Raw genomic sequence first — 16,503 nt, forward strand, 5'->3', positions numbered from 1 at the left:
TTTCGCTGGCGGTTACGAATCCAGGCCAGCGCAGGCGGGCAGCTCGGCGTGCAGGAAATCGATGAAGGCGCGTACCTTCGGTTGCAGGTGGCGCGCGGTGGGGTAGACCGCGTAGACGAACCGCGGCGGATAGCGATGGTCGGGCAGCACCTGCTGCAGTTCGCTGCTGGCCAGTGCCGGTGCGGCCAGGAACGAGGGCAGCGCACCGATACCGACGCCGGCGACCAGCAGGTCACGCAGCAGCAGGCTGTTGTTGGCGGTGACCCGTGTCGGCAGCGTCACCGTGACCTGGCCATCGGGGCCGAGCAGCGGCCAGCTGCCGGGTGAATCGGACAGGCTGTAGCCGAGCACGCTGTGCGCCTGCAGTTCCTCCACCACCTGCGGTGCCGGATGGTGCTGCAGGTAGGACGGCGCCGCGCACAGCACCTGCTGCAGCGACGCCAGGCGGCGTGCGACCAGCCGCGAATCTTCCAGCTCGGCGCGGATGCGCAGGGATACATCAAAGCCTTCGCCGACCGCATCGAGCAGCCGGTCTTCCATCACCAGGTCCAGTGCAAGCTGCGGATGCTGCTGCAGGAAACGTGGCAGCAGCGGCGACAGCGTGCTCAGCGCGAACGACTGCGGTGCATTGACGCGCAGGCGTCCGCTCACTTCACCGCGCTGCTGGGCGATACCGCGCTCCAGTGCGTCCAGCTCATCGAGCAGGCGGCAGCATTCGCGGTAATACGCATGGCCGGTCTCGGTCAGGCTCATGCGGCGGGTGGTCCGCTGCAGCAGTACTACGCCCAAGTGCGTTTCCAGCGTGCGCAGCTGCTTGCTCAGCCCGGCTGGCGACAGGCCCAGGTCTTCGGCGGCACGGGCCAGACTGCCGCGTTCGACGATGCGGCGGAAGGCGCGCATCAATGTGAAGGAATCCATGCCGGTCCCGGCCGCGATGAGGTCGCCATTGTAGATCCACGCCATGCGTGGATGGACGACGCAGAGGTTGCGCCGTTTGTTCAAGCCGACCGTCTGTACGCCCCGCCAACATGCAGGCCCCTCACTTTCCGGGTTGCCCATGAAGCACTGGATCCTTCGCCTGTATGCACCGCTGTTCCTGCTGGGTTTTATCGCCGCCGCCATCGTATGGGTCGGCCACCATCACGGTGATCCGCTGTGGCTGCTTGCCCTGCTGGCTGTCTCCATCGCAGTCTCGTTCGCTGCCGAACGGATGTGGCCGTACGATCCGGCGTTCAACCACGATCAGGGCGACCGTGTGCGCGACGTCCTGCATGCGCTGGTCAATGAAAGCCTGAACCTGCTGTCGATCGCCACGGTGCCGCTGCTGGCGGCGATCGTGCCCTGGCACATCTGGCCGATGCAGTGGCCATTCGCGCTGCAGGTGCTGGTGGCGATCATCGCGGCTGACCTTGGCATCACCCTGGTCCACTACGCCAGCCATCGCATCGGCTGGTTGTGGCGGCTGCATGCGGTGCATCACAGCGTGACCCGCATGTACGGTTTCAATGGATTGATGAAACACCCGCTGCACCAGGCCGCCGAAGCGGTGGGCGGCGTACTGCCGCTGCTGCTGTTGGGAATGCCGATGCCGGTGGCCGCAGTGCTGGCGTTTGCCATTGCGATCCAGTTGTTGCTGCAGCATTCCAACGTGGACATGCGCCCGGGTATGCTGGGCAGGGTGATGGCATGGGCGCCGCTGCATCGCTTCCACCACATCCGCTATGGCACTGCGGGCGACGTCAATTTCGGCTTGTTCCTGACCGTGTGGGATCACCTGCTGGGGACGGCGTTCGATGCGCCGGGCTATCGGCTGGGGCAGCGTGATCTGGGCATTGGCAGTCAGCCGGACTATCCGCAGGCGTATTCCGCACAACTGCTGGCCCCCTTCCGCGCGCTGCCGCATGGCGATGTGCCGGAGCTGCCGGAGGGTCTGCGCAGGCGCGGTTGATCGGGGCGTCAGGCCGCGTGCAGCTGCAGGCCCTGCAGTTGTGCGGCGCTGATGCCGAACATGCGGCGCAGACTGCGCGAGAGATGGGGAAGGTCGGCGAAACCGGCGGCATGTGCGCTGTCGGTCAGGCTGTGCCCACGCAGATGATGCGCCAGTGCGCTGCGCAGCCGTTGCCACAGCACCCAGCCGCGCAGGGTCACGGCCAGGTCGGACTGGAAGCGCCGATGCAGCTGGCTGGTCGACAGATGCGCGGCCTCGGCGATATCGGCGGCCGGCACCGGGCCGGGCAGGTGCTGGGTGATGCGGGCCAGCGCCGCCTGCACGCGACGGTCCAGGGGCTGCGGGCGGCTCAGCCGTGGCAGCCATTCGTGCAGCTGCGCGGCATTGCCTGGCAACGACTGCAGGTGCTGCTGGATCTGTTCGAGGTCGGCATGCGCTGGTTCGAGGAACACCGTGCAGCCGTCAGCGGGAGCCGACAGGATCGCGTGTGGCTGGAAGGAGGGCAGCCATAACCGCTGGCCCTGCTGCCGCGCGCCATCGATCTCGATCTGCCAGGGCGCGCCTTCGCTCAGCAGCAGTTGGTGGGCGTAATGCGCATGCGCAGCGCTGTCACCGGCGTGGCCCTGCAGCACGGCAACGTGTGCATCCAGCAGCAGGGTGCCATTCCAGGGCAGAGCGGGGGAGGACATGGTGGGATTGTAGATCCACGCCACGCGTGGATGACGGTGGATGACGTATGTCCAAAAGGTTCATGAGAAAAACACCCACGCATGGCGTGGATCTCCGTGTCGACCAAGGTCGACACCTACCAACAGCAGCGGGGAGCTGTCGAAGGCGGGGTAGGTCCGGTTGCGGGGGCGTGAGCGCCATGGATGGCGTGACCGAGGCTACATGGACGTACTTGCGCCGTCCCCCGCAACCGGACCTCCCTCGCCTACCCACAGGAACCCAGCTTTTGCTTCGGCTGCTGTTGCAGTTGCCTAGGCCGTTGCCTCGGCGGGTGCCGGGCGCCGCCCGGCCGCCACCTCAGCGCCCCTGCGGATCCGGCCGGTGGTGCACGTACTCGACCACGGTGCCATCGGGATGCACCGCATTGAACGCCGCACCGGTGGGCACCACCTGCAGCGGGAAGATGATCTCGGCGCCAGCGGCCACCAGCTTGTCGTGATACGGGCGGACGTCGTCGACCAGCAACGTGCCCGTTGTCGAAGTGAACGGCGCCAGCGCCTCGTCGCCGCCTTCGATCAGCAGGAACGCACCGACCATCGCCAGGCGCAGCCCCGCCTCGGGAAACGGAAAGCCGGCATCGGCGACCACACCCTGCAGCTGCTCGTAGAAGGCCACGCTGCGTTCCAGCTCGCCGGGGGCGACGAATACCCGGATCAGCACGCGCGGGCTGCGCTGGCTGGAGGTGTCACAGCGGTCGCGCCAGAGATGGTCGAAGTCGCGATGTACGGTCATGGGCTCGATTCGTCGCCGGGGAGATCCATTATCAGCAGCGTCGTGCAGCCCGTTGATGACCGCCGGTGATGGACTGATAACCATAGCGCAGGTAGCGCCTGTGACTTAGGTCCTGTTGACAGCGATGAACGCCCTCGCACACTCTTCACATGATGGGTCGCCCTGCGCGGCCCGGACAGGCAGGTTGTCACGCACGGGAGGAGGGTCCCGCGCGCAGACCGGCCCGTCCTCTGGCCTGCAAGGCGTTGCCCGGCAACGCATACGCGGCATGACGCTGCACCCTCCGGCGGCACTTTCCCTGGACCGATTGCCTTGGCAACGGAATTACGCCCGCCGATGAAAACGTTTACAAAGCCGCTCGCCCTGTCCCTGGCCCTGTCTGCCGCACTGGCCACCCCGGCCTGGGCCGACTCCGCCGCCTTCACCGTGCTGACCCTGGAGCAGGCGCCGACAGCGGACACGATGCCGGCCCTGGCTGCACAGTTGAAGACCCTGCAGGTGGACGCGGTCAGCGTTCGCCAGGTACAGCGCGGCATCGGCCAGGTCGACCCGCTGCAGCTGCTGGCCGATGGCCTGGGCTACCAGTACCGCTTCATCGCCGCCGGCAAGGACGATGGCCAGACCCAGCAGGGCCAGGCCGTGTTGACCCGGCTGCCGATCGCCGCCGAATCCGGCCCGGACCAGCCGGGCCTGAACTACCTGCGCCTGGATGACGGCCGCCATGCCGTGGCGGTCTACACCGACGCGGGCGCCGGTGCCACGCAGTTGCCGGCGCTGGTGTCGCGTTCGCGGCTCGGCGCGCCGGCCGTGCTGCTCGGTGCGGTAGCCGGTGAATCGGCCAAGGCCGCCGGCTTCGACCCGGCACGCGTGGCCCTGGAAGCCGATGCCAGCTATTTCAGCGATGGTTTCCAGGCTGCCAGCAGTGCGCCGTTCAAGGTGGAAGGCAGCACGCTGCGTGCGACCCTGTTGACGCTGGCTTATGCCGCCGACAAGGGCGGCGAGCAGCCGTGGATGGACACCACGCTCACCGCTGATGCGCGCGCTGCGCTGCTGCTGAAGGCGATGACCGAGGACGAGAAGTTCCAGATGCTGCACAGCTACTTCGGGCTGGGCAAGGATGGCGGCAAGCTGCCGGAAGGTGCGGTGGGTTCGGCCGGTTTCGTACCGGGCGTGGCGCGCTTGGGCATTCCGTCGCAGCAGTCGGCCGACGCCGGCGTGGGCGTGACCAATCCGGGTGGCATCCGCCCGGGCGATTTCGCCACGGCGATGCCGTCGGGCCCGTCCACGGCGTCCACCTGGAACCGGGGTGTTGCCTTTGCCGGTGGCGCAACGATGGGTCGCGAAGCCTGGCAGCAGCGCTTCAACATCCTGCTGTCCGGCAGCGTCAACCTGCAGCGTGACCCGCGCAACGGCCGCAACTTCGAATACGCCGGTGAAGACCCGCTGCTGGCCGGTTCGATGGTCGGTGCGCTGATCCAGGGCGTGCAGAGCCAGCACGTGATCTCCTCGATGAAGCACTTCGCGCTGAACGACATGGAGACCCGCCGCAACTTCCACGACGTGCGCATCGGCGAACAGGCCATGCACGAATCGGATCTGCTGGCGTTCGAGATCGCGCTGGAAGCCGGTCGTCCGGGCGTTGCGATGTGTTCCTACAACAAGATCAATGGCACCTACGGCTGCGAGAACGGCTACCTGATGAACCAGGTGCTGAAGCAGGAGTGGAAATTCCCCGGTTTCGTGATGTCCGACTGGGGTGGTGTGCACAGCGGTTCGAAGGCGGCGCTGGCCGGGCTGGACCAGCAGTCGGCCGGTGAAGTGTTCGATGCGGCGGTGTTCTTCGATGAGCCGCTGCGTCTGGCCGTGCACGGCGGCGTGGTACCGCAGGCGCGCCTGAACGACATGGTGGCGCGCATCCTGCGCACGATGTTCCTGCACGGCAACTTCGACAATCCGCCGCAGCACCAGAAGGTCGACGCAGAAGCCGGTTTCGCCGTGGCCCAGCGCACGGTGGAAGAAGGCAGCGTGCTGCTGCGCAATGAAGGCAGCCTGCTGCCGCTGGCCGACAGCGCCAAGCGCATCGTCATCATCGGTGGCCATGCCGACAAGGGCGTGATCGGTGGCGGTGGTTCGTCGATGGTGGGCGTTACTGCCAAGGGCACCAATGCGGTGCCGGGCGTGCTGCCGACCACCTGGCCGGGCCCGGTGATCTTCCACCCGTCCTCGCCGCTGGAATCGCTGCGTGCCGCGCGTCCGGATGCCACCATCACCTATGTGGACGGCACCAATGCTGCCGCTGCGGCCAAGGCTGCCGCACAGGCGGATGTGGCCATCGTGTTTGCTACCCAGTGGGCCGCCGAATCGGTGGACCTGCCGGACATGCAGTTGCCGGACAACCAGGACGCGCTGATTTCGGCGGTGGCCAAGGCCAACCCGAAGACCGTGCTGGTGCTGGAGACCAATGGCCCGGTGCGCACGCCGTGGCTGGCGCAGGTGCCGGCGGTGCTGCAGGCCTGGTACCCGGGCATCCGCGGCGGTGAAGGCATTGCCGCACTGCTGACCGGCCAGGCCAATCCGTCCGGCCGCCTGCCGGTGACCTGGGTGGTGGACGAATCGCAGCTGCCGCGTCCGCACATCGATGGCCTCGGCTTCAAGCCGGCCAAGCCGTTCGGCGATGTGTTCGATTTCGATATCGAAGGCGCCAACGTCGGCTACAAGTGGATGGCGGCCAAGGGCCTGACCCCGACCTTCGCGTTCGGCCACGGCCTGTCCTACACCTCGTTCGCCTATGAAAACCTGAAGGTGAGCGTGGAAGGCTCGCGCCTGGTCGCCAGCGTCGACATCCGCAACACCGGCAAGCGCGCCGGTGCCGACGTCGCCCAGCTGTACCTGAAGCTGCCGGCCGGCAGCACCACGCCGATCCGCCTGATCGGCTACGACAAGGTCGAGCTGCAGCCGGGCGAGCAGCGCCGCATCCGCATCGAAGCCGAGCCGAAGACCCTGGCCCACTACGATGCGCAAGCCCGCCAGTGGAAGATCGAGGGCGGCACCTACCAGGTGCAGCTGTCGCGCAATGCTGCCGAGCCGTTGCAGACGGTGGACGTGCAGCTGGTGGAGCAGGTGCTGCGCTGATACTGCGGGTTGTTGATGCATGAAGACACGGCCCCGCAAGGGGCCGTGTTTGTTTGTGGTGTTGCCGCTGCGCTCGCCGGGCATGGCCCGGCGGGCGGGGGATTCACCTGGCGTCGTCACCAAACCACACGCGCAGGAAATCGATCAGCTGCCGCACCTTCGGCGAGGGCTGGTTGCTGTGCGGGTATACCGCGTACACGCTCTGCTGCGGAAAGCGGTGCTGGCGCAGAACGGGCCGCAGGCGGTCGTGGGCGAGGTCGTCCTCGATCAGCCAGCGTGGCAGCACGGTGACGCCTGCACCGGCAAGGGCAAACGCACGCAGGCTGCTGGCCCCATCCACGCGTATCACTGCGTTGCCCGGGTTGGTGGCGAACAGGGCATCGCTGCCATCCGGTGCGACCACCGGCACATCGGCCAGGCGCGGATAGCCAAGGCGGGGCAGGGTACCCAGCTGTACGGGGTCATCGACAGCATCGGCGGATGGCAGCCGAGCCAGCAAAACGGGCGCGGCGACTGCACACAACGGATGCCGCTCCAGCTCGCTGGCATGCAGTCCCGAGTCCGGCAGACGGCCGAGGCGGATCGCCAGGTCGAAGCGTTCGGGAATCAGGTCGGCCGGTGCCGGCGAGGTTGATAGATGCAGCACCAGCGCTGGATGCTGCGTGCGGAAGGCTTCCAGTGCTGGAATCAGCCGCCGCTGTGCGTACTCCGGGGTGGTGGTCAGGCGCAGCATACCCTGCAGCTGATGCTGGTCGCGGCGTGCGGCATCGATCGCGGCCTGTGCGGCATCCAGCGCCTGCACGCAGTGCTGCAGGAACTGTTCGCCGGCCTCGGTCAGCGCCAGGTGGCGGGTACTGCGCAAAAGCAGGGTCACGCCCAGCTCCTGCTCCAGCCGCTTCAGGTTGAAGCTGACCACGGCACGGCTCAGGCCCAGGCGCTCGGCGGCGGCAGTCAGGCTGCCGGCCTCGACCACGGCGCGGAAGATATCGAAGCGATCGAGGCTGACCATGGCGATTAATTGTCAAAATGGATTTGACAGTGTTGCAGCTGCCGTCGTGTTTTTCCAACAACGCCGGTCCGCCATGCTGGCGCCTTCGCTGCTGGAGCCTGCTGATGCCTTCCCCGCGCCTGCGCCATGAGGCGATCTTCCTGCTGGTGTTCGCCCTGGACCTGGTCAACATGTTCATCGCCACGGTGGCCTATCCGGCGCTGGCGGCCGAGCTGCATGCGGACGTCGGTACCCTGGCCTGGGTGGGCACCGCCTACATGCTGGGCCTGAGCGTGGTGATTCCGCTGGCACCGTGGCTGGCCGCGCGCTGCGGTGAGCGTCGCCTGCTGCTGGTTGCCTTGTTGCTGTTCGCGGTGGCCGCGGGCCTGGCCGGCGCCGCACCGTCCATTGGCTGGCTGCTGGGCTGGCGGTTGCTGCAGGGGCTGGCCGGTGGCCTGCTGATTCCGGTGGCGCAGGCGGCGGCGTACCGGCAATGCACGCCTGAACAACGCGGTGCGCTGACCCGGCGCATCCTGCTGGTGGCGTTGTTGGTGCCGGCACTGGCGCCTGCACTCGGCGGCCTGCTGGTGCAATGGATGTCCTGGCGCGGCGTGCTGTGGGCCAGCCTGCCGTTGGCGGTGCTGGCGATCGCCCTGGTACTGGCATGGATGCCGGCCGATGGCCGGCGCAGTGCGCCACGCCTGCAGGGCTATGCGCTGACCACCGCGATGTCTGCGCTGGGCGCGTTGCTGCTGGCGCTGACCTGGCTGGGTGAGCCTGGCCATCGCTTCGCCGGCGCAGGATTGCTGCTGCTGGCGGTGGCGCTGGCCATCGCCCATCTGCGCCATGCGCGCCGGCAGCCGCAGCCGCTGCTGCGCTGGTCGCTGCTGTCACACAGTGGCCTGCGCATGGCGATGCTGGTGTATCTGGCAGTACCGGGGGTATTCATCGGCAGCCAGCTGGCCAGCACCCTGCAGTTGAACCACGCCGGTTACAGCGCTGCGCAGATCGGCGCCCTGATGCTGCCGTGGGCGCTGGCCTCGGCACTGGCGATCACCGGCAGCCGGCGATTGCTGGCGCGCGTCGGGCCGGGCACGGTACTGCGGCTGGGCATGGTCCTGCAGGCCAGCGGTCTGCTGCTGATGGCGCTGCAATCACAGCCACCGTTCATGCTGGCCGCCATGCTGTTCGCCTTGATGGGTGCGGGTGGCAGCCTGTGCAGCAGCACCGCGCAGACGCTGGCGTTCCATGGTGTGGACGCCGAGGCGCTGGGCGATGCCAGTGCGCTGTGGAACCTCAACCGCCAGCTCAGCTTCTGCCTGGGTACCGCCGCCATCGCCCTGCTGCTGGCCCTGGCCATGCAGTGGTGGCCGGCGCATGCCACCGGCGTGGCGCTGGGACTGGCCGCCGTACTCACCCTGTTGCCGCTGGCGCTGCTGCACCGCGCGCAGCTGCATTCCCTTTCCACGACGGAGACCGCTTGATGGACATGACCGCCGAACACGAAATCCACCTTCTGCACGACAAGCTGCAGGCCTGGTTCCGCGCGGAGATCGTGGCCGATGCACTGGACGATCTGATGGCGCATTTCTGCGCGGACTTCAGCATGGTCGGCATTGCCGGACGCAGGTTGGACCGGAGTGCAGTGCAGGCGCTGTTCGCGGGTGGCCACGGTGCACGACCTGGGCTGCAGATCGCCATCGAGGCTCTGCAGGCGATGGAAGCGCCGATGCCACTGGCGGTGCTGCGCTATCGCGAGGGACATGCCGTAGGCGCGGGCGAACCCACATGGCGGGAATCGCTGGCGGTGCTGCGGCAGGAAGATGGTTGCTGGCGTTGGCTGGCCCTGCATGAAGTGCCGGTGGCCTGATGGATCCGCCGGGCATGGCCCGGCGCTACCGTGGTTGGCCGTGAACGGGTAGCGCCGGGCCATGCCCGGCAAGCGCAGCGGCTGCAGCCCGCACATGTGCCATCAGTCCTGCCTGTAAACGCCGCAGAATGCAAAGCAGGCACACGCTTTGCCGGGGGCTACGGGAGTAGGCTGGGGTCTTTCCTGCCGGGAGGTGATGTCCATGCGTGTGCGTGCCGTTGCTGTTGCCGTAGCCCTGAGCCTGTCCAGCACCGTGCTGGCCGCCGACACGCCGCCGATGACCCCGGACATCAGCGGAAAACCCTTCGTCGCTCCCGATGTGGGCCGCGACTACGACAAGCGCGTGGTGATGGTGCCGATGCGCGATGGCACCAGGCTGTATACGGTGATCGTGGTGCCCAAAGGCGCCCACAACTCGCCGATCCTGCTGACCCGCACACCGTACGACGCCGCCGGTCGCGCCAGCCGCAGTGACTCTCCGCGCATGCGCGATCTGCTGCCGCAGGGCGATGAAGTGTTCGTCGATGGCGGCTACATCCGCGTGTTCCAGGACATCCGTGGCAAGTTCGGTTCCGAGGGCGATTACGTGATGACCCGGCCGCTGCGCGGGCCGCTGAACGGTACCAAGGTCGATCATTCCACCGATGCGTGGGACACCATCGATTGGCTGGTCAAGCATGTGCCGGAAACCAACGGCAAGGTCGGCATGCTCGGCTCGTCGTATGAAGGCTTCACCGTGGTGATGGCGCTGACCGATCCACACCCGGCACTGAAGGTGGCAGCGCCGCAGAGTCCGATGGTCGATGGCTGGATGGGCGACGACTGGCTCAACTACGGCGCCTTCCGCCAGGTCAATTTCAACTATTTCGCCATGCAGACCGAGAAGCGCGGCAAGGGCACGCCGCTGCCGTCGCTGGGCTATGACGACTACAGCACCTTCCTGCGCATCGGCTCCGCCGGCGACTACGCGCGTTTCACCGGTGTGGACCAGCTGACTTGGTGGAAGAAGCTGGTGCAGCACCCTGCGTACGATGCGTTCTGGCAGGGCCAGGCGCTGGATGCGGTGATGGCGAAGACGCCGCTGAAGGTGCCGACCATGTGGCTGCAGGGCCTGTGGGACCAGGAAGACATGTGGGGTGCCAACCATGCCTACCAGGCGATGGAAGGGCGCGATACCGGCAACACCCACAACTACCTCGTGATGGGGCCGTGGCGGCACAGCCAGGTGAACTATGACGGCAGCCAACTCGGGGCGCTGAAATTCGATGGCGATACCGCGCTGCAGTTCCGCCGCGACGTGCTCAAGCCGTTCTTCGACCAGTACCTGGTGGACGGCGCGCCGAAGGCCGATACGCCACCGGTGCTGGTCTACAACACCGGTGAAAACCACTGGGACCGCCTGCAGGGCTGGCCGCGCAGCTGCGAGAAGGCGTGCGCGGCAAACAGCAAGCCGCTGTACCTGCGTGCCGGTGGCAAACTGGCGTTCCAGGCGCCGGCGACGGGCGAGGGCGACTTCGAGGAGTACGTGTCCGATCCGGCCAAGCCGGTGCCGTTCGTACCGCGCCCGGTGCGCTTCGGTGACCGCGACATGTGGACCACCTGGCTGGTCAAGGACCAGCGCTTCGTCGATGGCCGGCCTGACGTGCTGACCTTCATCACTGAGCCGTTGGCCGCGCCGCTGCGCATCGGTGGTACACCGGTGGTGAACCTGCAGGCGTCCACCAGCGGCACTGACAGCGACTGGGTGGTGAAGCTGATCGACGTGTACCCGGACCAGGAGGCATCGACGCCGGAAATGGGCGGCTATGAGCTGCCGGTGTCACTGGCGATCTTCCGTGGCCGTTACCGCGAGAGCTTCAGCGATCCCAAGGCGCTGGCGGCCAACCAGGTGCTGCCGTACCGCTTCGACCTGCCCAATGCCAACCACACCTTCCAGAAGGGCCACCGGGTGATGGTGCAGGTGCAGTCCAGCCTGTTCCCGCTGTACGACCGCAACCCGCAGACCTACGTGCCCAACATCTACCTGGCCAAGCCGGGTGACTACCAGAAGGCCACACAGCGCGTATGGCACAGCGCCGCGCAGGCCAGCTACATCGAGCTGCCAGTGTATTGAGCGGACTCTGCCGGGATGGATGCCGACGCAAGGTCGGCATCCGCCCGCGCAACGGCAATGCTTCGATTGCATCGTTCACCAGCATCGCATAGCGTGCAGCGCTGCTCTGGATGGTGTGAACGATGAAAAGGATGTTTCTCTGCTGCGCGCTGTCGGCCTGCGGTGTGGCGATGGCCGGTCCTGGTGCCTTCGCGCCGCAGCCGAGCGGATTTGAAGGCGATCCACTGCTGGGTGCGGATGGTCGCTTGCGGGTGGCACCTGATGGCTCGAACATCATTCCGCTGGGACCGGATCGCTGGTACCGCAGCGACTGGTACCGGCAGACAGGCAACGGCAAAGCGCAGCGCTCGCAGTGGTTCGATGATGAAGGCCGGCTGCTGCACGCGTCCACGGGAGGCATCCGCTACGGCGACCGTCTTGAGGGCAGCGATGTGCTCTGGAAGGTTGAGCTGCGCGATGCGCAGGGACACTACCTGGGAACCGGGTTGGCCGATGTGCAGGGAAAGGTGCATTTCCCACCGATGCGCGAGGCTGGTGATTGGATGGTGATCGCGTCGGATCGGATGGCCTGGCAGGGGCGCGATGGCGGGGCACGCATCTTCAGCCTCGACGGCCGCGAAGTCCTGCACATCGATGCGCAGGAGATATGGGTGGGCGGACCCTTCGCAGATCGGAAGGTGTACGTAATCTGCGGCGACTATGAAATGGCCCCATGCCGCGTGCAGGATGAGAAGGGCGCGGTGCTGTTGAGCGCCATCTTCGACGAGGCGCGTCCAGCAGACGACGACGGCTGGTGGCTGCGACAGCTGGACACCTGGGCGCGTGTCGATGCGGCGGGCACGCGCGTTGACCGGGCGCTGTACCAGGGCGTGGCGCGATGGCCACGTTATCGCAGCAGCGTCAGGTTCGATCGTGCTGCAGACAGACCACTGGAGATGAATCGCCATGCCAACGGCCTTGAGAGCGACGCGCCGGAGCGTGGTTGGCTGCTGCAGGATGGCCGCTTCGTCGTCCTGCCTGCGAGCGCCACCGGCTCGATGATGGACTATTGTCCGGGACGCTGGCTGCTGCGCGCCGAAGGCGAGGTCGATTCGATCATCGATGCACAGGGAACGGTGGTCGCGCAGGCGCGCTCATTGGGTTCCAACGACCATCCGCAGTTTCCATGGCGGCTGCGCAATGCCTATGCTGGCGTCGGCGCGGCGATCCTCGATTGTGATGGCAGGGTGTTGTTCGAGCAGGCAGACGTGGTCGACTACCGCGCGACCGATGCTGGTGTACTTGGCACGCTGGCGGGCGAACGATCACCGCGCCTGTGGATTGGCGGCGATCTGCGGCCGCACCTGATGCCAGCAGGCCTGCGCCTGCAGGAAGACTACATCGCTCCACCCCTGCTGGTGCTGGGCGATGACGAAGGCAACGCGCACCTCTACAACACGCAGCAGGGCAGGGTCGTGGCGAGATCCTTCGGCTCGGTCGAAGAGCTGACTGCCGCGCATCTGATCTTCCTGCGTGACGGCAGCTACGGGATGATGCTGGCCGATGGTCGCGAGGTGTTGCCGCCGATTCATGCTCAGATCCTGCCGATGTCGGCCGAGCGGGTCTGGACACGCCAGCACGTCGGACGCGATGGCGACTGGAAAAGCGAGATCACCCTGTTCGATGGCAACCAGCGCGTGCTGGTGCGCCGCCGGTTCGAATCCGGTGCAATGGGCAGGGTGCCTGTGCGCGAAGGCGGCGATCGCGTGCCTGGGATCCTCGCCCTGTCGCTGGATATTGCCGTGGACGACACGAACTATGGAGTGCGTCAGTGGCTTGGAGCAGACGGCCAGGTACTGGCCAGTGCCATTCACTGCAGCAAGGAACAGCGTGGGGGCGAGGGCGACTCAGGTGTCCTGCTGGGCCGAGGCTGGCGCGTGGACAGCGATCCAAAGCGGCCCTGCCAGGTACCTGCGGCAGTAATGCAGGCGGCGGAGGATAGCGGCATCCACTAGCGTTTCATGCTGCGCTGGGCCCTGCAGGGTCCAGCGCGGACAGGAACGCACAGAGCTTCAGCCGACCTTCGAAGGGCCGGTGCGCCAGCGGCTGGGCACCAGCCCGAAGCGCTTGCGGAATGCCGCGGCGAAGTTGCTGGGATGTCGATAGCCGGTTTCCGCAGCGGCCCGCTCCACGCTCCAGCCCGATTCGCGAAGGCCCTGCTCGGCATGGCGCATGCGCTGCTCGTGCAGATAGTCGAATACCGAGCAGCCATATTCCTGGACGAAGTGCCGCCGCAGCGCGCTGGGGCTCATGCAGGCCAACTGTGCAAGCTCGACCAGGCTGTGCGCATGGCTGGGGTCATCGTGCAGGAAGGCCCGCACGCGCTCGAGCCGGCTGCGCTGGCCGCTGCGCAGCATGCGTGCGCCTTCAACGTGCAGATCATCGGCCTGCAGACCCACCGTCAGCAGCTGCAGCGCCACGCCTTCGCGCCAGAGTGCATCCAGATCGTCCTGCCAAGGGCTTTCGAACAACTGCGCGAGGGTCGGCAGCATCGCGTGCGGGATGGCCCAGTGGCGGCATTCCAGCGACGCGCGCAGCGCCTGTTGCAGCTGCGGTTGCTGGAACACGTCCGGATCCAGGTCGGCAGGTACCAACAGGCTGATGCCACGCAGGCGCGTATTACCCGGATGGACGCCGACCATTGCCACATGGTCGCGGTGGCTGGTGGTCACTGCGGTGCCTGCGCGCAGGCTGAAGTCACTGCGGTTGGGAACCTGCACGTCGACCTGGCCCTGCAGCATCACGCGGATGACCAGGCCGGGCCTTTCGTGCGCTGTGGCGGTATAGGCGATGCGGTTGTGCACATCCGATGCGAGCAGGCTCATTCCCCCGCGCAGGGTCTGTTCGTGCAGGTCGCCATGGCCGGCCCACTGTTCTTCGCGCAGATGGCTTGGATCGGCACGGTAGTCATAGCCGTGTCGCTGGCCAAAACGGCGGTAATCGGCAAACGTGAAATATCGGGACATCGCTCGGCGCTCAACAATAAAAGATGGGTGCCGGCGACGATGTGCCCGCACGTTCCATCGTGCACCTGCAGCGCGGATCGGTCCTGCGCTTTCAGAGGTAGAAATAGATCCCTGTCATTTTCTCCAATGCTAGCCCGAATGCGATATCTAGCGGGTCAATCGATTGGCATTTACGGCCAAGTTGAAGGTCGCGCAGCAATGCGCGTGCGTACTGTAACTGCTCGGGTTGGGTGATCGACTCGTCTTCGTAGTGGTCAAAGAGCAGGCCGAACCGGGTATTGAGGGTGGTAAGGAAGCCGCTGTCGAACAGAAGATCGACCGTGGTATCGCTGAGCATCACCTCGTACAGGTCGCCGGGCAGGCAGGAATCGGTATCCAGCCGCCGTTCGGCATCGGCAGTAAGCGGAACGCAGGCTGTACGCATGGGAGTTTCTGTGCCGGGCATGCGCGCAAGTATCCCCCATGCAGCGCTTTCGTCACGAAGAAAGGCGTAGTGTCGGTGGAGTCGGACGTTTCTGTCCGCATCGATTCCCAACGCATGGAGACCACAGATGATTGATTACCAGCTCAACGGAAAAACCGCGATCGTGACCGGTGGTGTTTCCGGTATCGGCCTGGCGGTAGCAGAAACGCTCGCTGCATCCGGTGCGCGCATTTCGGTATGGGACCTGAAGAAGGAAGCGGTGGATGCAACAGTAGCCGCGCTGCGCAACCAGGGTGCTGAGGCCATCGGCATCGCACTGGATGTCACCGACGAAGCTGCCGTGGAAGCGGCGGTGCAGCGCACGGCGAAGGAACTGGGCGGCGTGCACATCGCGGTGAACAATGCGGGCATCGGCGGGCCTGCGGCAAGCAGCGGCGACTATCCGATCGATGGCTGGAAACGCGTGGTGGATGTGAACCTGACCAGCGTGTTCCTGTGCCAGCGGGCGCAGATCCAGGCGATGCGTGCGGCGGGCAGCGGCGGCAGCATCATCAACATGGCGTCCATCCTGGGCCAGGTGGGTTATGCCGGCTCGACCGCTTACGCGGCGGCCAAGCACGGTGTGGTCGGCCTGACCCAGACGGCTGCATGGGAGCACGCCGCCGATGGCATCCGCATCAATGCGGTAGGCCCGGGCTTCATCAACACGCCGTTGCTTGAAAAGATGGACGCCAAGGTGCGTGCAACGCTGGAAGGGCGGCATGCGCTCAAGCGCTTGGGAACGCCGCAGGAAGTGGCCGCGCTGGTGGCCTGGCTGGCCAGCGACGATGCTTCGTTCGCGACGGGTGCCTACTACGCCATCGATGGTGGCTATCTGGCGCAGTAACCGGGTGCAACCGGGGTAGGCATGGCGGTGATCAGCAGGTCCACGGCATGCCTCGATGAATCCGCGCGGTGAAGAGGGCGTGCCATCGCCTTCACCGCCGTCCCACGGCCGCCGCGCAACGCTCCGGGAAACTACCGGAGCCTCCCTATGGAACTCACCCAGGACATGTCCATTCTGCTGCGCGTGGCCGCCGCCATGGTCTTTGGCGGCGTGCTGGGCGTCGAGCGCGAGATGGGCAAGCACGCTGCCGGCCTGCGCACGCACATGCTGATTGCCGGCGCCGCTGCGCTGATCGTCGGCCTCGGTGACTCGGTGGCCGAACACTTCCAGCAGGAGCGCTACCGCGATCTGCTGCAGGTCGACCCGGTGCGCTTGATCGAAGCGGTGGTGGCCTGCGTCGGTTTCGTCGCCGCAGGCACCATCCTGCGTGGCAATCGCGAGGACCAAGTCAGCGGGCTCACCACGGCCAGCTCTTTGATCATGGCGGCGGCCATCGGCATTGCCGTGGGCATCGGCAAGTACGTGATCGCGTTCGGCGTCAGCGTGCTGTGCGTGCTGGTGCTCGCACTGATCCGACGGGTGGAGAAGAAGCTGTAGAGAAACAAATGGTAAGACCAATAATTTCGTATAGCCCTATGGTCTAATAGGCTTTTCGCAGGATTGGCGGTTCAATTCC

At 66.2% G+C, this 16,503-nt stretch carries 14 protein-coding genes; 8 read left to right on the forward strand and 6 right to left on the reverse strand.

Translation table 11 applies throughout. From position 1 onward, the window contains the following. Positions 1–12: 12 nt before the first annotated feature. On the reverse strand, positions 13–963 hold the full coding sequence (locus QOL57_RS15250; RefSeq protein WP_176429823.1) for a LysR family transcriptional regulator: 951 nt from the start codon (positions 961–963) through the stop codon (positions 13–15). Between the two features lie 94 nt (positions 964–1,057). Between QOL57_RS15250 and QOL57_RS15255 the strand changes: the two genes are divergently transcribed. Further along, positions 1,058–1,948, forward strand: a complete 891-nt coding sequence (locus QOL57_RS15255; protein ID WP_089235961.1) for a sterol desaturase family protein — start codon at positions 1,058–1,060, stop codon at positions 1,946–1,948. An 8-nt stretch (positions 1,949–1,956) separates the two neighbouring features. Here the strand turns inward: QOL57_RS15255 and QOL57_RS15260 are convergent, their stop codons facing one another. Next, on the reverse strand, positions 1,957–2,661 hold the full coding sequence (locus tag QOL57_RS15260; protein WP_089235960.1) for an AraC family transcriptional regulator: 705 nt from the start codon (positions 2,659–2,661) through the stop codon (positions 1,957–1,959). A gap of 313 nt (positions 2,662–2,974) precedes the next feature. Continuing rightward, positions 2,975–3,409, reverse strand: a complete 435-nt coding sequence (locus QOL57_RS15265; protein WP_089235959.1) for a glyoxalase — start codon at positions 3,407–3,409, stop codon at positions 2,975–2,977. A gap of 336 nt (positions 3,410–3,745) precedes the next feature. On the opposite strand from QOL57_RS15265, the gene QOL57_RS15270 reads away from it, so the two are divergent. After that, complete coding sequence (locus tag QOL57_RS15270) at positions 3,746–6,541, forward strand: glycoside hydrolase family 3 C-terminal domain-containing protein (protein ID WP_089235958.1); 2,796 nt, start codon at positions 3,746–3,748, stop codon at positions 6,539–6,541. 103 nt (positions 6,542–6,644) lie between these two features. Here the strand turns inward: QOL57_RS15270 and QOL57_RS15275 are convergent, their stop codons facing one another. Next, complete coding sequence (locus tag QOL57_RS15275; protein ID WP_089235957.1) at positions 6,645–7,550, reverse strand: LysR family transcriptional regulator; 906 nt, start codon at positions 7,548–7,550, stop codon at positions 6,645–6,647. 104 nt (positions 7,551–7,654) lie between these two features. Here QOL57_RS15275 and QOL57_RS15280 point away from each other — a divergent pair, with 104 nt between their 5' ends. From QOL57_RS15280 to QOL57_RS15295, 4 genes are all read left to right on the forward strand, one after another. After that, positions 7,655–9,013: an MFS transporter gene (locus tag QOL57_RS15280; RefSeq protein ID WP_089237983.1), complete on the forward strand. Its 1,359-nt coding sequence runs from the start codon at positions 7,655–7,657 to the stop codon at positions 9,011–9,013. After that, on the forward strand, positions 9,013–9,399 hold the full coding sequence (locus QOL57_RS15285) for a DUF4440 domain-containing protein (protein ID WP_089235956.1): 387 nt from the start codon (positions 9,013–9,015) through the stop codon (positions 9,397–9,399). The genes QOL57_RS15280 and QOL57_RS15285 overlap by 1 nt, the downstream gene beginning before the upstream one ends. A gap of 202 nt (positions 9,400–9,601) precedes the next feature. Then, a complete protein-coding gene (locus QOL57_RS15290; protein ID WP_089235955.1) occupies positions 9,602–11,512 on the forward strand; it encodes a CocE/NonD family hydrolase in 1,911 nt (636 codons plus the stop codon). Between the two features lie 122 nt (positions 11,513–11,634). Beyond that, positions 11,635–13,506: a hypothetical protein gene (locus QOL57_RS15295; protein ID WP_244900622.1), complete on the forward strand. Its 1,872-nt coding sequence runs from the start codon at positions 11,635–11,637 to the stop codon at positions 13,504–13,506. Between the two features lie 57 nt (positions 13,507–13,563). Here the strand turns inward: QOL57_RS15295 and QOL57_RS15300 are convergent, their stop codons facing one another. Then, positions 13,564–14,517 carry an AraC family transcriptional regulator gene (locus QOL57_RS15300; RefSeq protein WP_089235954.1) on the reverse strand — a complete coding sequence of 318 codons (954 nt, stop codon included), beginning with the start codon at positions 14,515–14,517 and terminating at the stop codon, positions 13,564–13,566. 91 nt (positions 14,518–14,608) lie between these two features. Further along, a complete protein-coding gene (locus QOL57_RS15305; protein WP_089235953.1) occupies positions 14,609–14,941 on the reverse strand; it encodes a hypothetical protein in 333 nt (110 codons plus the stop codon). A gap of 127 nt (positions 14,942–15,068) precedes the next feature. On the opposite strand from QOL57_RS15305, the gene QOL57_RS15310 reads away from it, so the two are divergent. After that, on the forward strand, positions 15,069–15,827 hold the full coding sequence (locus tag QOL57_RS15310; RefSeq protein WP_089235952.1) for an SDR family NAD(P)-dependent oxidoreductase: 759 nt from the start codon (positions 15,069–15,071) through the stop codon (positions 15,825–15,827). 147 nt (positions 15,828–15,974) lie between these two features. Continuing rightward, positions 15,975–16,424: an MgtC/SapB family protein gene (locus tag QOL57_RS15315; protein WP_089235951.1), complete on the forward strand. Its 450-nt coding sequence runs from the start codon at positions 15,975–15,977 to the stop codon at positions 16,422–16,424. Positions 16,425–16,503: the final 79 nt, after the last annotated feature.

This window comes from Stenotrophomonas sp. yr243 (assembly GCF_900184195.1).
Classification (GTDB): Bacteria; Pseudomonadota; Gammaproteobacteria; order Xanthomonadales; family Xanthomonadaceae; genus Stenotrophomonas; species Stenotrophomonas lactitubi.

What these genes read in the sequence shown, in the direction of transcription:
- QOL57_RS15250 (WP_176429823.1), bottom strand. Translation starts at nt 963, where the DNA reads ATGGCGTGGATCTACAATGGCGACCTCATCGCGGCCGGGACCGGCATG.
- QOL57_RS15255 (WP_089235961.1), top strand. Translation starts at nt 1,058, where the DNA reads ATGAAGCACTGGATCCTTCGCCTGTATGCACCGCTGTTCCTGCTGGGT.
- QOL57_RS15265 (WP_089235959.1), bottom strand. Translation starts at nt 3,409, where the DNA reads ATGACCGTACATCGCGACTTCGACCATCTCTGGCGCGACCGCTGTGAC.
- QOL57_RS15270 (WP_089235958.1), top strand. Translation starts at nt 3,746, where the DNA reads ATGAAAACGTTTACAAAGCCGCTCGCCCTGTCCCTGGCCCTGTCTGCC.
- QOL57_RS15275 (WP_089235957.1), bottom strand. Translation starts at nt 7,550, where the DNA reads ATGGTCAGCCTCGATCGCTTCGATATCTTCCGCGCCGTGGTCGAGGCC.
- QOL57_RS15280 (WP_089237983.1), top strand. Translation starts at nt 7,655, where the DNA reads ATGCCTTCCCCGCGCCTGCGCCATGAGGCGATCTTCCTGCTGGTGTTC.
- QOL57_RS15285 (WP_089235956.1), top strand. Translation starts at nt 9,013, where the DNA reads ATGGACATGACCGCCGAACACGAAATCCACCTTCTGCACGACAAGCTG.
- QOL57_RS15290 (WP_089235955.1), top strand. Translation starts at nt 9,602, where the DNA reads ATGCGTGTGCGTGCCGTTGCTGTTGCCGTAGCCCTGAGCCTGTCCAGC.
- QOL57_RS15295 (WP_244900622.1), top strand. Translation starts at nt 11,635, where the DNA reads ATGAAAAGGATGTTTCTCTGCTGCGCGCTGTCGGCCTGCGGTGTGGCG.
- QOL57_RS15300 (WP_089235954.1), bottom strand. Translation starts at nt 14,517, where the DNA reads ATGTCCCGATATTTCACGTTTGCCGATTACCGCCGTTTTGGCCAGCGA.
- QOL57_RS15305 (WP_089235953.1), bottom strand. Translation starts at nt 14,941, where the DNA reads ATGCGTACAGCCTGCGTTCCGCTTACTGCCGATGCCGAACGGCGGCTG.
- QOL57_RS15310 (WP_089235952.1), top strand. Translation starts at nt 15,069, where the DNA reads ATGATTGATTACCAGCTCAACGGAAAAACCGCGATCGTGACCGGTGGT.
- QOL57_RS15315 (WP_089235951.1), top strand. Translation starts at nt 15,975, where the DNA reads ATGGAACTCACCCAGGACATGTCCATTCTGCTGCGCGTGGCCGCCGCC.